We start from the raw sequence: 15,196 nt of genomic DNA, 5'->3' as shown, positions 1-15,196 counted from the left end.
GTCACAACGGGACCTGCCAGGTGACCGTCGTACCGCTGCCGTCCTTCCCGGCCCCCGGCCCGAACCAGCTCGCGCCGCCCAGCGACTCGGCACGCCTGGCGAGGTTGCGCAGGCCGCTGCGCCGACCGCCCTCCGGGATGCCGACCCCGTCGTCCGCGACGGTCAGCCGCACCGCGTCCCGCCCGTCGGGCAGCACGGCGGTCACGTCGACGCTCACCTCGACACGCGAGGCCCGCGCGTGGCGGAAGGTGTTGGACAGCGTCTCGCGCAGGGCGGCGATGAGGTTCTTGCCCGCGAGCTCCCCCACCAGTGAGTCGACAGGACCCACGAATCGGTGCGACGGCGCGAACCCCAGCGGAACCGCCGCCATGTTGATCTCCCGCAGCACCCGGGTCCGCAGCCCCGACGGCGCCTCGGCGGGCTCCTGCTGCAGCGCGAAGATGGCGGTACGGATCTCCTGGATGGTCACGTCCAGCTCGTCGACGGCCCGCCCGATACCGGCCCGCACGGCAGGCACCGGTGTGCGTTGCTGTGCGCCCTCCAGCATGATCCCGGTGGCGAACAGCCGCTGGATCACGAGGTCGTGGAGGTCCCGGGCGATCCGGTCCCGGTCCTCGTAGACGACGAGCCTCTCCCGGTCCCGCTGCGCCTCGGCCAGTTTCAGTGCCAGGGCCGCCTGTGCGGCGAAGTGACTGGCCAGCGTCCGTTCCGCCTCGGTGAACGGCCGGCCTCCCCGGCGCCGGGGAATGGCGAGCGCTCCGAGCACGCGCCCTCCGCTGCGCAGGGGGAGCAGCATGTGCGGGCCGAACTGGTCCGCCAGTCTGGTGACCATACGAGGATCGGTCGCCGCGTCGTCGAGGAACACCTCCTCACCCCGCAGGAGCGCGGCCACCACAGGGCTCCGGGGCGGGATGATCACCCCGAGGGAGGCTGACGGCCGGTCCCCCGCGACGGCGACGATCTCGAGGCCTCCTGTCGCGGCCGGGAGCAGCACGATCCCGGCGGCGGCGTCGGCGAGGCGGCGCGCCTGTTCCGCGACGACCGTGAGCGCCTCGTCCGCGTCTCCACCCGAGAGCAGGGCGGTGGTGACGGCCACCGATCCGTCGATCCACTGTCCGCGCTGCCGGGCGGCCTCGTAGGTCCGGGCATGGCCGATGGCGATCCCTGCCTCCGTTGCCAGCACGCGCAGCATGTGCAGCTCGTCGTCCCCGAACGTCGCGCCGCCGCGCTTCTCCATCACGTACAGGTTGCCGAAGATCTTCCCCTGGACCCGGATCGGAACTCCGAGGAAGGAGCGCATCTTCGGGTGCGCGGCGGGGAATCCGGCGAAGCGCGGGTCGGCCTCCAGATCCTCCAGCCGGATGGGCACGCCCTCCTGGATCAGGGCGCCGAGGAGGCCGGTGTGCCCGTCGGGCGGGCGGCCGATCGCCCGGCCGACCTCCTCGGGCACTCCGTGCGTGATGAAGTCGCAGAGGCTGTCACCGGGCTCCTCCACGACGCCGATGGCCGCGTAGCGGGCGTGGGCGAGTTCGGCCGCGGTCTCACAGATGCGTTCGAGTGTGGAGTGGAGCTCGAGGCCCGTACCGACGGACCTCGTCGCCTCCAGCAGCTGCGGCACGCGCGCGATCAGCTCGGCGGACAGCCCTCGCAGGCTTCCGGTGGCCGGCCGCGCGGCTCCGGGCGAGTCCTTCGGATCCGGCTCGGACATGAACTGAGCCTAGTAAGCACCGAATGGTCCGGAAAGTGGAGCGGTGTCAGGAGGTGGCCCTCAGAGCGGCACCGGCACCGCTCCCACCGGCCGCAACTGCTCCGTGCCCGTGGGCGCCGGCTGCTGCTCGCGTTCGAGCATCCGGCGCAGCGGGCCGTCCTGCGCCGCCAGAACGGCGTACGGCCCCTGTTGCACCACTCTGCCCTCGTCCAGCACCAGGACCTCGTCCACCGCGTCGAGCCCGGCCAGCCGATGGGTGATCAACACGGTCGTACGCCCTTCGGTGGCGGCCAGCAGATCGGCTGTCAGCGCGTCCGCCGTCGCCAGGTCGAGGTGCTCCGCGGGCTCGTCGAGCACGAGCACGGGGAAGTCGGCGAGGAGCGCACGGGCCAGCGCGAGGCGCTGGCGCTGACCGCCCGAGAGCCGGGCACCGTGCTCGCCGACCATCGTGTCGAGGCCGTCGGGGAGGGAGTCGGCCCAGTCCAGCAGCCGGGCCGCGGCGAGGGCGTCGCGCAGCCGGCCGTCCACCGCCCCGGTGGCGGCGAGCCGCAGGTTCTCGCGGATGGAGCTGTCGAAGACGTGGGCGTCCTGGGCACACAGCCCGACGAAGGTCCGGACCGTGTCCCCGTCCAGCGCCGAGGCATCGACACCGCCGAGACGGTACGTCCCCTCACGCGCGTCCAGGAAGCGGAGCAGGACCTGGGCGAGCGTGGTCTTTCCCGAGCCGGACATCCCCACGACCGCGATCCGCTCACCGGCGCGCAGCGTCAGGTCGACGGCGTGCAGGGCGTCGCGCTCCGCGCCTTCGTACCTGGCCGACAGTCCTCGTACGTCGAGCGGGAAGGGCGATGCGGGCGCCTTCGCGGGCTCGGCCGGTTCGGCGACCGGCACCGGGGCGTCCAGCACCTCGAAGACACGCTCCGCGCTGCTCTTGACCCTCTGGCGGTACTGGACCGCCAGCGGCAGTCCCGTGACGGCTTCGAAGGCCGCGAGGGGCGTGAGGACGACGACGGCGAGTTCCACACCCTCCAGCCGTCCGTCGAACACCGCGGGCAGCGCGACGACTGCCGCGCCCACGACCGTGAGCCCGCAGATCAGGGCGGAGAGCCCGCCACCCAGTGCGGTGGCGGCCGCCGCGCGCGAGGCGATCCTCGTGAGGACGGTGTCCGCCGCGCGCACCTGGTCCCTACGGGCGGGCAGCGCACCCGCGACGGCCAGCTCGGCCGTCCCGCCGAGGAGGTCGGCCACCCGGACCGCAAGTGCGGCCCGGGCGGGCGCCAGCCTGCCCTCGGCGCGCCGGGCGCAGGCACCGCTCAGCCACGGCACGCCCACACCGGCGAGAAGCAGACCGGCCGCCAGGACAGCGCCTGCCTCCGGCAGCAGCCAGCCGGTGAAGGCGACGGCTCCCGCACCGACCCCGAGCGCGGTTCCCACGGGCAGCAACCAGCGCAGCCAGTAGTCCTGCAACGTGTCCACGTCGGACACCAGCCGGGAGAGCAGATCGCCCCGCCGCGTCGCGCGGAGGCCGGCGGGCGCGATGCGCTCCAGTCCGCGGTACACGGCCACCCTGAGCTCGGCGAGCATCCTGAGCACCGCGTCGTGGGACACCAGCCGCTCGGCGTAGCGGAAGACCGCCCGTCCCATGCCGAAGGCCCTGGTCGCGGTGACGGCGACCATCAGATACATCACCGGAGGCTGCTCGGAGGCGCGGGAGATCAGCCATCCGGATACAGCCATGAGGCCGACGGACGATCCCACGGCGAGGCTGCCCAGCAGCAGGGCCAGAACCAGTTTCCCGTGCTGGGAGCCCGCAGCCTCCCGGACCCGGGCCAGCACACGGCCTCCGGCCCTGGGAGCGGTGTCCGCGAACGGCGCGGCGGTGTACCCGAGAGCGTGCTCCCGAGCGCCCGGGCGCTCGGCCTCGTCCGCCACCCCCTGAACGGCGGGAACACCCGTGGACACCGGGTGGTCCAGTTCCTCCCGCCCGGGGAGCACCCCGGAGGCCACCGGTTCCAGTGCCACCACCCGGTCCGCGACCGAGAGCAGCGCTGGCCGGTGCACGACCAGCAGCACGGTGCGTCCCATGGCCAGCCTCCGTACCGCGTCGACGATGCCCGCCTCCGTCTCGCCGTCCAGGCTCGCCGTCGGCTCGTCGAGCAGCAGCAGAGGCCGATCGGCCAGGAAGGCCCGCGCCAGTGCGAGCCGCTGCCGCTGCCCCGCGGAGAGCCCGGCGCCGTCCTCACCCAGCGGCGTCCCGGTACCGTCCGGCAGCGCCTCCACGAAGTCGTACGCCCCCGCTTCCCGCAGCGCGGCCACGACCGCCTCGTCGTCCGCGTCCGGGCGAGCCAGCCGCACGTTCTCCGCGATCGTCCCGGCGAAGAGGTGGGGGCGCTGGGGCACCCAGGCGATCTGCTCATGCCAGCGTTCGGGGGAGAGGGCGGACAGATCCGTTCCCCCGACCCGTACCCGCCCCTCGTCGGGTGCCGTGAATCCGAGCACCACGTTGAGGAGGGTGGACTTGCCGATCCCGCTGGGACCGACCAGGGCAACGGTTTCCCCCTGCTCGACCACGAGCGACGCCGCGTCCAGCGAGGGCTCCGTCCTGCCGTCGTGCCGGACCGTCACCCCTTCCAGCTCCAGCCGCAGCGACCGCGGCACGTCCTGGGATCCCGCGGCGGCGGGCTCGGCCTCCAGTACCGCGAAGATCTCCTCGGCGGCCGAGAGGCCCTCCGCAGCCGCGTGGTACTGGGCGCCGACCTGGCGGATCGGGAGATAGGCCTCCGGCGCCAGGATGAGGACCACCAGCCCCGTGTAGAGGTCGAGCTCTCCGTGGACGAGCCGCATCCCGATCGTCACCGCGACCAGGGCCACGGAGAGAGTCGCCAGCAGCTCCAGCGCGAAGGACGACAGGAAGGCGATCCGGAGCGTCTTCAGCGTGGCCCGGCGGTACTGCGAGGTGATGGTGCGGATCGACTCGGCCTGCGCCTTGGCCCGCCCGAAGACCTTCAGCGTGGGCAGCCCCGCGACCACGTCGAGAAAGTGTCCGGACAGCCGTGACAGCAGCCTCCACTGACGGTCCATCCGGGACTGTGTGGCCCAGCCGATCAGAATCATGAAGAGCGGGATCAGCGGCAGTGTCACCACGATGATCGCCGCGGAGACCCAGTCCTCGGTGACGATCCGGGCCAGCACCGCCACGGGCACGACGACCGCGAGCCCGAGCTGGGGGAGATAGCGCGAGAAGTAGTCGTCGAGGGCGTCGACGCCCCGGGTGGCCAGAGCGATCAGCGACCCGGTGCGCTGCTCGCTCAACCAGTCCGGGCCCAGGCCGGAGGCCCGCTCCATGAGCCGACCACGGAGTTCGGACTTGACCGCCGAGCTCGCCCGGTGGGCGGCCAGTTCGGTCAGCCAGGCCACGAACGCCCTGCCCAGCGCGACGGCGGCCAGCAGTAGCAGTGGTGTGCGGAGTCCGGCAGCCGTCAGGCCGTCCTCGAACCCGCCCACCACCACCTCGGCGACGAGCATGGCCTGCGCGATGACCAGGGCCGCTCCGGCCAGCCCCAGCGCCACGACGGCCGCCAGGAAGAACCGGGTGGCCCCGGCATACCGGAGAAGACGCGGGTCGATCGGTTTCACGTGAAACAGCTCCCCAGTGAGCTCATGTCGTTCGCTCAGCTAGTTCGGTGCACGGGCAGGTGCAGTACGTCGCATCAGTGGGTCACCGCGCATCGGCGCAGTCACCACGCGCCGGTGCGCTCAGTGGGCCTCGATGCGTTCAGTGGGCATCGGCGATGTGATGCGTGCCGATGCGCTTGCGGAAGACCCAGTACGTCCAGCCCTGGTAGAGCAGCACCACCGGAGTCGCGATCCCTGCGCACCAGGTCATGATCTTGAGGGTGTAAGGGCTGGACGAAGCGTTGGAGACCGTCAGGTTCCAGGCGTCGTCGAGCGAGGACGGCATGACGTTCGGGAAGAGCGTCAGGAAGAGCATCGCGACCGCAGCCGCGATGGTCACGCCGGAGAACGCGAAGGACCAGCCCTCACGTCCCGCCGCGATGGCGCCGATGGCCAGGACCAGCGACACCACGGCGACGATCATCGCCACCAGGCTGCGTCCGTTGCCGTTGTCCGCCTGGGTCCAGACGAGGAAGCCCAGAGCGAGCACCGCGGTGGCGAGGCCCAGCTTGAAGGCCAGCCCACGGGCACGCGCCCTGATGTCCCCGACCGTCTTGAGCGCGGCGAACACGGCTCCGTGGAAGGTGAAGAGGAACAGCGTGACCAGGCCGCCCAGGACGGCGTAGGGGTTGAGCAGGTCCCAGAGGTTGCCCACGTACTCCATGTCGGCATCGATCTTCACGCCGCGGACGATGTTCCCGAAGGCCACGCCCCAGAGGACGGCCGGGATCAGCGAGGTCCAGAAGATCGCGTGCTCCCAGTTGGTCTGCCAGCGCTCCTCGGGCCGCTTCGCCCGGTACTCGAAGGCCACTCCGCGCACGATCAGGCAGAGCAGGATGACCAGAAGGGGCAGGTAGAAGCCGGAGAACAGCGTGGCGTACCACTCCGGGAAGGCCGCGAAGGTCGCGCCACCCGCACTGAGCAGCCACACCTCGTTCCCGTCCCAGACCGGCCCGATCGTGTTGATCAGGACCCGGCGCTCCTTGCGGTCCCGGGCCAGCAGCTTGGTGAGGACCCCTATTCCGAAGTCGAATCCCTCCAGGAAGAAGTAGCCGGTCCACAGGACGGCGATGAGCACGAACCAGACGTCGTGGAGTTCCATCTCTCAGCTCCGCTTGATCTCAGTAGGAGAAGGCCATGGGCCGGTCGGCGTCCTGGTCGTGGCCGCCGATCCGGGTGGGCGGGTTGAGGTCGGCCTCGGTGAGCTCCGGCGGCCCGGCCTTCACGTACTTCAGGAGGAGCTTGACCTCGATGACGGCGAGCACCGCGTAGAGCGCCGTGAACCCGATCATGGAGGTGAGGATCTCTGCCTGCGACACCCCCGGGGAGACCGCGTCGCGGGTCTGGAACACCCCGTAGACCACCCAGGGCTGCCGCCCCATCTCGGTGAAGATCCAGCCCCAGGAGTTGGCGATCAGCGGGAAGAGCATGGTCCACAGCGCGGTGATCCAGTAGAGCCTGGCGAACTTCGGGTTCAGCACCGTGTTCTTGAGGAGGACCAGATTCGGCACCTCGTCCTCGCCGGTGCGCAGCGCCGGCGGCAGCAGGAACTTGCGTCGTGTCAGCCACAGCCCGAGCAGACCGAGCCCGAACGACGCCATGCCGAAGCCGATCATCCAGCGGAAGCTCCAGAACGCGACCGGGATGTTGGGACGGTAGTCGCCCGGACCGTACTTCTCCTGCTCCGCCTTGTTGATGTCGTTGATGCCGGGGACGTACGAGGTGAAGCTGTCGTCCGCGAGGAAGGACAGGATCCCCGGGATGGAGATCTCGACGGTGTTGTGCCCCTCGGCGACGTCACCGACCGCGAAGAGCGAGAAGGGCGCCCCGTCCTCGCCCTCCCACAGGGCTTCGGCGGCGGCCATCTTCATGGGCTGCTGCTTGAACATCACCTTGCCGAGCACGTCTCCGCTGACGGCGGTGAGAAGGCCGGCGATCACCACCGTGACCAGCCCGACCCGCAGCGAGGTCCGCATGACCGGGATGTGCCTCTTGCGTGCCAGGTGGAATGCGGCGATGCCCACCATGAAGGCGCCGCCGACCAGGAAGGCCGCCGTGATCGTGTGGAAGAACTGGGCGAGCGCGGTGTTCTGCGTCAGCACGTGCCAGAAGTCCGTGAGCTCGGCGCGCCCGCGCTCCTTGTTGATGCGGTAGCCGACCGGGTGCTGCATCCAGGAGTTGGCCGCCAGGATGAAGAACGTCGAGAGGACGGTGCCTATGGAGACCATCCAGATGCAGGCGAGATGGATCTTCTTCGGCAGCTTGTCCCAGCCGAAGATCCACAGGCCGATGAAGGTGGACTCGAAGAAGAAGGCGATCAACGCCTCGAAGGCGAGCGGGGCTCCGAAGACGTCACCGACGAACCGCGAGTAGTCGGACCAGTTCATGCCGAACTGGAACTCCTGCACGATGCCGGTGACCACACCCATCGCGATGTTGATCAGGAAGAGCTTGCCCCAGAACTTCGTGGCCCTGAGGTACTTCTCCTTCTCCGTGCGCACCCAGGCGGTCTGCAGGCCGGCGGTGAGCGCGGCGAGAGAGATCGTCAGAGGGACGAACAGGAAGTGGTAGACGGTGGTGATGCCGAACTGCCATCGCGCCAGAGTCTCCGGCGCCAGAGCCAGGTCCACGACTTTCTCCTTACGTCGCCGTGATCACAGCCGCGGTTTGCCCCATTGATCCACCCGATCACGGGAGAAATGGGGCGCGCTTGTGAACGCGTTCACATTCACAAGCATTATGGCGCACATGTCTTCGAGAGCGTCGCGCGGGGGGTCCTTTCCAGCCGCACCGGTCGGGTCGTCCGAAACCGGACAGGGTCGCGCCCGCGGAGAAGGCAGCCGAGGCACGGAAGCACGGTGGCCCCGGACCTCGGTGATCGAGGTCCGGGGCCACCGGAGGTCCGTCGTGCGGCGTCGGTGCCGCTATCCCTCCTGACGGAAGGACTCCGTCACCTTCAGGAACACGTCGTTGGCCTCCGCCTCCCCGATCGTGACCCGCACGCCCTCACCGGCGAACGGCCTCACGACCACGCCCGCACGCTCGCAGACCGCGGCGAAGTCGAGCGTGCGGTCCCCGAGGCGCAGCCAGACGAAGTTCGCCTGCGACTCCGGCACCGTCCAGCCCTGCCGCACGAGCCCGTCGTACACCCGGGCACGCTCGCCCACCAGCGATCCGACCCGCCCCAGCAGCTCGTCCTCGGCGCGCAGCGAGGCGACCGCGGCGTCCTGGGCGACCTGGCTGACACCGAACGGGACGGCGGTCTTGCGCAGCGCCGCCGCCACCGGCTCGTGCGCCACCGCGAAGCCCACCCGCAGGCCCGCCAGGCCGTACGCCTTGGAGAAGGTCCGGAGGACCGCGACGTTGGGCCTGTCCCGGTAGATCTCGATGCCGTCCGGCACATCGGCGTCCCGGATGAACTCCTTGTACGCCTCGTCGAGCACCACGAGGACGTCGCTCGGCACGCGGTCCAGGAACCGCTCCAGCTCCGCCCGGCGCACCACGGTCCCGGTCGGGTTGTTCGGGTTGCAGACGAAGATCATCCGTGTCCGGTCGGTGATCGCACCGGCCATGGCGTCGAGATCGTGCACCTCACCGGCGGTCAGCGGCACCTTGACCGACGTCGCACCGCTGATCTGCGTGATGATCGGGTACGCCTCGAACGAACGCCAGGCGTAGATCACCTCGTCGCCGGGGCCCGAGGTGGCCTGGAGCAGCTGCTGGGCGACGCCCACCGAGCCGGTACCGGTGGCCAGATGGGATACCGGCACACCGAAACGGTCGGCCAGCTCGTTCATCAGGCCGGTGCAGGCCATGTCCGGGTACCTGTTGAAACCGGCGGCGGCGGCGAGCACCGACTCCATGACGCCCGGCAGCGGGGGGTACGGGTTCTCGTTGGAGGAGAGCTTGAAGGCAACCGGTCCTCCCGCTGCGGCCGGCTTGCCCGGCACATACGCAGGGACGCCGTCCAGCTCGGCGCGCAGCTTGGGGCTCGTCTCGCTCACCGCAGGTCCTCCTCGACCGTCCGTACACATCAATACTGCTCACCTTATGAGGATTGGGCACCTGTGCGAATGGCCAGGATCCGAAATCGCCCCCTCCGGCCCGAAAGGCCGGTCGTGCACCCCTCCGGCAGGCTTCGGGAGGGGGAGCGCCGCCCATTCCTCCGCGCGCCGGTCGCTCACTCCGTGGCGCGCATCCCTCGAACAGGTGAGTTGAGACCTCTTCGAGACATGGACCATTCAGCAGGTTCACGCGCGTCGATGCATGACACATTGATCTTTAAGGCCTCAACACCCTTGATTTGCAAGGCATTTACACTTCTTCGATCATGCAGAAACGTGCCTGTCAACGTGCGCATATGCGACCGGCCCAACCCGGCGCAGGAGCCCTACTATCGGCTCGCCATGACAGCAGCAGGGAAGCACCAGGTGAGCCGGACAGAGACGCCCCGGCGCAACGGTCGGCAAGGACGGGCGGGGATCCGGGATGTAGCCGCGGCGGCCGGAGTCTCCATCACGACCGTCTCCGACGCGCTCAACGGCAAGGGCAGGCTCCCGGACGCCACCCGCCGCCATGTCCGCGAGGTCGCCGAACGGCTGGGCTACCGCCCGTCCGCGGCGGCCCGAACCCTCCGCACAGGCAAGTCGGGGCTCATCGGCCTGACCGTGACCACGTACGGGGATGAACCTTTCACCTTCACCGAGTTCGCGTACTTCGCGGAGATGGCGAGAGCCGCCACATCGGCCGCGCTCGCCCGTGGCTACGCCCTCGTGATCCTCCCGGCCACCTCGCGCCACGACGTCTGGTCGAACGTCGCACTCGACGGAACGGTCGTCATCGACCCCTCCGACCAGGACCCGGTGGTCACCGAACTCGTGCGACAGGGTCTGCCCGTCGTCTCCGACGGGCGCCCGGCCGGCACCCTTCCGGTCACCGCCTGGGTCGACAACGACCACCGGGCCGCCGTCCTCGACCTCCTGGACCACCTCGCAGCCGCGGGAGCCCGCCGCATCGGGCTGCTGACCGGCACCACCACCGACACGTACACCCGCCTCTCCACCACCGCCTACCTCCACTGGTGCGAACGGGTCGGCCAGGACCCGGTCTACGAGTCCTATCCGGCCCACGACCCCTGCGCGGGCGCCGTAGCCGCCGACCGCCTCCTCGCCCGCCCGGACCGCCCTGACGCCGTCTACGGACTCTTCGATCCCAACGGCACCGATCTGCTCGCCGCCGCCCGCCGCTACGGCCTGCGGGTCCCCGAGGACCTCCTGCTGGTCTGCTGCAGCGAGTCCACGGTGTACGCGTCGACCGAGCCTCCGATCACGACGCTCTCGCTGAAACCCCGCAGGATCGGCACGGCGGTCGTCCAGCTCCTCATCGACGCCATCGAAGGAGTCGTGCACGACGGTCCGGTGGAGCAGGTGATACCGACGGAGCTCATCGTCCGGACGTCCTCGCAGCGGCGCCCTCCGCGCACCACGGTCAGCCCTCCGCGGTCACCCGCCGGGGACTGATCGGATTAATCCGGACCAAACGGCCGATGAACCAGGTGTGCGCACGGATTCACCACCCCTGGTGCGTCACACAGCACGATCCGCATTCCTATGATGGGCGCACGACACCGCGGACCACCTCTACCAGGCAGGGCCCGTCAGGTGTACGGAGGCGCGACGGTGGTGGAGGGGTCGATGACTCAGGGGGCCGGTCAGGAACCCGTAGTGCGGACTGCGACGTTGCGTGACTTCCGCGTACCGCCGTATGCGCAGGTGCCGATGGAGCCACGCCTGCCGCACCAGCCAGGCTTGCCGCACCCCGGCAACGTCGCGGTGGGCGACGAGCCTCCGGAGGGGTACACCCCCACCGAGCGCGACCTGCCAGTGATCAACCGGGGTGACACCGTCCAGGTACGGACCGTCCCGGAGGCCCGGGCCTCCGACGGGTCCGGCCGGGGCCCGCTGTACGTCGTCGGCGACGTCCACGGCTACCTGGACGAGCTCCTGGCAGCCCTGCACCAGCAGGGCCTCGTCGACACCGAAGGGCGGTGGGCGGCCGGCAACGCCCGGCTGTGGTTCCTCGGCGACTTCACCGACCGCGGTCCGGACGGCATCGGCGTCATCGACCTGGTCATGCGCCTCTCCGCCGAGGCCGCGGCCGCGGGCGGGTACTGCAAGGCCCTCATGGGCAACCACGAGCTGCTGCTGCTCGGCGCCAAGCGGTTCGGCGACACCCCGGTGAACTCCGGAGCGGGCACCGCGACCTTCCAGGCCGCCTGGCTGCTCAACGGCGGCCAGAAGACGGACATGGAACGGCTCCAGGACGTCCATCTCCAGTGGATGGCGCGGCTCGACGCGGTCGTCGAGGAGGACGGGCATCTGCTGATGCACTCCGACACGACGGCCTATCTCGACTACGGGGCCACCATCGAGGACGTCAACGACACGGTGCACGCCATTCTCACGCGGAATGACGCCGACGAGTGCTGGGACCTCTTCCGCAAGCTCACCAAGCGGTTCGCCTTCCGGGACGAGGGCGGCGCACAGGCCGTCCGCGAACTGATGTCGACCTACGGCGGGCAGCGCGTCGTCCACGGTCACAGCCCTATTCCGTACCTGCTCGGCGAGGTCGGGTCGGAGGACGGCGAGGACACGCAACGCCCCGTGGTGGACGGCCCGCACGTCTACGCGGAGGGCCTCGCCATCGCCATGGACGGCGGGGTGACCATGGCCGGAAAGCTGTTGGTCGTCCAGCTTCCCCTGCATGACTGACGGGTGCCGGGGAAAACGCATCACGACCCGACTCCGTCGACGCCTGGGCCTATTTCCGGAAACCCCCTGTCACCGCGTGCCGTAGGCGCTCTACCATCGGCGTATCAGTGGCAGGCTCTCCTCCGTTTCCGCCCGATCGCCCGGCCCGCACGGTCGGTCAGGCCCTACGGAGCATCGGGGGATGCAGATGAAAAGCGCTCCGCACCTGCTGGCCGAGGACCGCCCCGAGTACGAGCGGATCCTCGCCGACGCGCTGCGTCATGCTCATGAACGACCGGATCTGGACGGAGTCGGCGACCGTCTCAACACGGAACAGCTGCGGACGATGGCGCTCGAGGCCACGCCCCTGATCACGGCGGCGGCCGCCACCGAGTACGACCACTACGTGCAGGTCCGCGGCGAGCTCCGCGGGCCGGGCGACACGGACGACGGCACATCGGTCCTGGGGCCGGTGACGGACGAGGCCGATCCCACGGGCGCCGGGACCCTGGCGGTGATCACCGTGCTGGCGCCCGTCCTCGCGGGTGCCGCCGCCTTGATATTCCTGCTGATCGGGTACCTGCTGAAGGCACTCGACCCCGCCCCGGCGTTCGCCGCAACCATGGTCGCCGCCGGCTGGTTCTTCGCGGCCGTCGCCGCCGCCGCCATCCTGGCCGCCGCGGTGGGGCTCCTCGTCACCGCGCTGCGCAACGGCGCCACCGCGCTGCCCGCCGTGGACGAGGAGGAGGAGCCGGAGGACGTCGCACGCGCCCGGGAGGCCTGGCGCCACGCCCTGCTGGAGCGCGGCATCCTGCCCTTCCTCCGGGACGCACTGGCCGACCCGACGGCGGGGCCCGCGTCGCGGACACCCCACCGCTCGGCCAACCGGATCCCGAAGATCGGCTACAGCAGACCGGACTTCTCCGGGCCGGAGGACGGCCCCTCGGCCGGCCCGCGTCCCACCTTCACCAGCCCGGACTTCACCAGCCCGGACTTCGGCGGCCCGGAGCACCAGCCGGAGTGATCCGGCCGGGTCCGGAGCGGCAGTCGGAGCGATCCGGCACGGCCCGGTGCCGCCCCCGCCGTGGCGGCGGGGACGGCACCGTCGCCCACAGGGGGCGTGCGGCCGAAGTCAGTCCGCGATCGGCAGATAGACCCTGTTGCCCGCCGCCGCGAACTCCTTGGACTTCTCGGCCATCCCCGCCTCGATCTCGGCCTGTCCGTCCCCGTGCTCCCGCCGGATGTCGTGGGAGATCTTCATCGAGCAGAACTTGGGCCCGCACATCGAGCAGAAGTGAGCCGTCTTCGCCGGCTCGGCCGGCAGGGTCTCGTCATGGAACTCCCGCGCGGTGTCCGGGTCGAGCGCCAGGTTGAACTGGTCCTCCCAGCGGAATTCGAAGCGGGCGTCGGACAGGGCGTCGTCCCACTCCTGCGCCCCGGGGTGCCCCTTGGCGAGGTCCGCCGCATGAGCGGCGATCTTGTACGTGATGACGCCTGTCTTCACGTCGTCACGGTTCGGCAGCCCGAGGTGCTCCTTGGGCGTGACGTAGCAGAGCATCGCCGTCCCCCACCAGGCGATCATCGCGGCGCCGATGCCCGAGGTGATGTGGTCGTACGCCGGAGCGACATCGGTGGTCAGGGGGCCCAGCGTGTAGAACGGCGCCTCCTCGCAGATCTCCTGCTGGAGGTCGATGTTCTCCTTGATCTTGTGCATCGGGACGTGTCCCGGGCCCTCGATCATCGTCTGGACGCCGAACCGCTTGGCAACGGTGTTGAGCTCACCGAGCGTGCGGAGTTCGGCGAACTGCGCCTCGTCGTTGGCGTCGGCTATGGAGCCGGGGCGCAGGCCGTCGCCCAGCGAGTACGTCACGTCGTAGGCCGCGAGGATCTCGCAGAGGTCCTCGAAGTGCTCGTACAGGAACGACTCCTTGTGGTGCGCCAGGCACCAGGCCGCCATGATCGAACCGCCGCGCGAGACGATGCCCGTCTTGCGCCGGGCCGTCAGCGGGACGTACGGCAGCCGGACACCGGCGTGCACCGTCATGTAGTCGACGCCCTGCTCCGCCTGCTCGATCACCGTGTCCTTGTAGATCTCCCAGGTCAGCTCCTCGGCCCGGCCGTCGACCTTCTCGAGTGCCTGGTAGAGGGGGACGGTGCCGATCGGCACGGGGGAGTTGCGCAGGACCCATTCGCGGGTGGTGTGGATGTTGCGGCCGGTGGAGAGGTCCATGACCGTGTCGGCACCCCACTTGGTGGCCCAGGTCATCTTGTCCACCTCCTCCTCGATGGAGGAGGTGACCGCGGAGTTGCCGATGTTGGCGTTGACCTTCACCAGGAAGCGCTTGCCGATGATCATCGGCTCGATCTCCGGGTGGTTGACGTTGGCCGGCAGGACGGCCCGGCCCGCGGCGATCTCCTCGCGCACGACCTCGGGTTCGACGTTCTCCCGGATGGCGACGTACTCCATCTCCGGGGTGATCTCGCCGCGGCGGGCGTAGGCGAGCTGCGTGACGGGCCTGCCGTCACGGCTGCGCCGGGGCTGCCTCGGACGCCCGGGGAAGACCGCGTCGAGGTTGCGCAGACCGCCTCGCGGCGAGGTGTGCTTGAGCCCGTCGTCCTCGGGACGCGCGGGACGGCCCGCGTACTCCTCGGTGTCCCCGCGCGCGATGATCCAGTTCTCACGGAGCGGGGCGAGCCCGCGGCGTACGTCGGTGTCGGTGGTGGGATCGGTGTACGGCCCGGACGTGTCGTACAGCGTCACGTCCTTGCCGTTGGTGAGGTGCACCTGACGGACCGGCACACGGAGATCCGGGCGCGTGCCCTGGACGTACCCCTTGTGCCATCCGATGGACTTCCCGGCCTCGTTGTTCTCCGCATCCTGCGCATTCCGCGCATTCTGCGTCGAGGCAGGCGTGCGTGCGTCCGCTGTGGTCATCAGACCTACTCCCTACGCCGGCATTACCCGGTAACAGGTTCGGCGGTCGGCGCAGCGTGTCCCGTACGGATATACGGAGGTCAGCGCCCTCTCAGCCCGGTGCTCCGAGCTCCCGCGTGTACAAATGTG

General features: G+C 70.1%; 9 protein-coding genes and 1 riboswitch. Of the genes, 3 read left to right on the top strand and 6 right to left on the bottom strand.

Annotated features, from left to right (window positions below; all coding sequences use genetic code 11):
* Window position 1: 1 nt before the first annotated feature.
* The 5 genes from ACFUNE_RS17785 to hisC all read right to left on the bottom strand — a co-directional run bounded on the left by ACFUNE_RS17785 (window position 2) and on the right by hisC (window position 9,387).
* Window positions 2-1,708, bottom strand: a complete 1,707-nt coding sequence (locus ACFUNE_RS17785; RefSeq protein WP_383568211.1) for a GAF domain-containing protein — start codon at window positions 1,706-1,708, stop codon at window positions 2-4.
* 60 nt (window positions 1,709-1,768) lie between these two features.
* Window positions 1,769-5,344, bottom strand: coding sequence for a thiol reductant ABC exporter subunit CydD (gene cydD, locus ACFUNE_RS17780; RefSeq protein WP_383568208.1), 3,576 nt, complete (start codon window positions 5,342-5,344; stop codon window positions 1,769-1,771).
* A gap of 139 nt (window positions 5,345-5,483) precedes the next feature.
* Window positions 5,484-6,485: a cytochrome d ubiquinol oxidase subunit II gene (gene cydB / locus ACFUNE_RS17775; RefSeq protein ID WP_383568205.1), complete on the bottom strand. Its 1,002-nt coding sequence runs from the start codon at window positions 6,483-6,485 to the stop codon at window positions 5,484-5,486.
* 19 nt (window positions 6,486-6,504) lie between these two features.
* Window positions 6,505-8,013 carry a cytochrome ubiquinol oxidase subunit I gene (locus ACFUNE_RS17770; RefSeq protein ID WP_383568202.1) on the bottom strand — a complete coding sequence of 503 codons (1,509 nt, stop codon included), beginning with the start codon at window positions 8,011-8,013 and terminating at the stop codon, window positions 6,505-6,507.
* Window positions 8,014-8,307: 294 nt separating this feature from the next.
* A complete protein-coding gene (gene hisC / locus ACFUNE_RS17765; protein ID WP_383568199.1) occupies window positions 8,308-9,387 on the bottom strand; it encodes a histidinol-phosphate transaminase in 1,080 nt (359 codons plus the stop codon).
* Window positions 9,388-9,789: 402 nt separating this feature from the next.
* Between hisC and ACFUNE_RS17760 the strand changes: the two genes are divergently transcribed.
* From ACFUNE_RS17760 to ACFUNE_RS17750, 3 genes are all read left to right on the top strand, one after another.
* Complete coding sequence (locus tag ACFUNE_RS17760) at window positions 9,790-10,902, top strand: LacI family DNA-binding transcriptional regulator (RefSeq protein WP_383568196.1); 1,113 nt, start codon at window positions 9,790-9,792, stop codon at window positions 10,900-10,902.
* A gap of 159 nt (window positions 10,903-11,061) precedes the next feature.
* Window positions 11,062-12,153, top strand: coding sequence for a metallophosphoesterase (locus ACFUNE_RS17755; protein WP_383568193.1), 1,092 nt, complete (start codon window positions 11,062-11,064; stop codon window positions 12,151-12,153).
* Between the two features lie 181 nt (window positions 12,154-12,334).
* Window positions 12,335-13,156: a hypothetical protein gene (locus ACFUNE_RS17750; RefSeq protein WP_383568191.1), complete on the top strand. Its 822-nt coding sequence runs from the start codon at window positions 12,335-12,337 to the stop codon at window positions 13,154-13,156.
* A gap of 108 nt (window positions 13,157-13,264) precedes the next feature.
* On the opposite strand, the gene thiC is transcribed toward ACFUNE_RS17750, so the two are convergent.
* Window positions 13,265-15,067: a phosphomethylpyrimidine synthase ThiC gene (thiC, locus tag ACFUNE_RS17745; protein WP_383568188.1), complete on the bottom strand. Its 1,803-nt coding sequence runs from the start codon at window positions 15,065-15,067 to the stop codon at window positions 13,265-13,267.
* Window positions 15,060-15,193: riboswitch (TPP riboswitch) on the bottom strand. It overlaps the preceding gene by 8 nt.
* Window positions 15,194-15,196: the final 3 nt, after the last annotated feature.

Source organism: Streptomyces sp. NPDC057287 (assembly GCF_042667905.1).
GTDB lineage: Bacteria > Actinomycetota > Actinomycetes > Streptomycetales > Streptomycetaceae > Streptomyces.
Note: the sequence above shows the minus strand (reverse complement) of the source record. Positions and strands in the feature narration are given on the sequence as shown.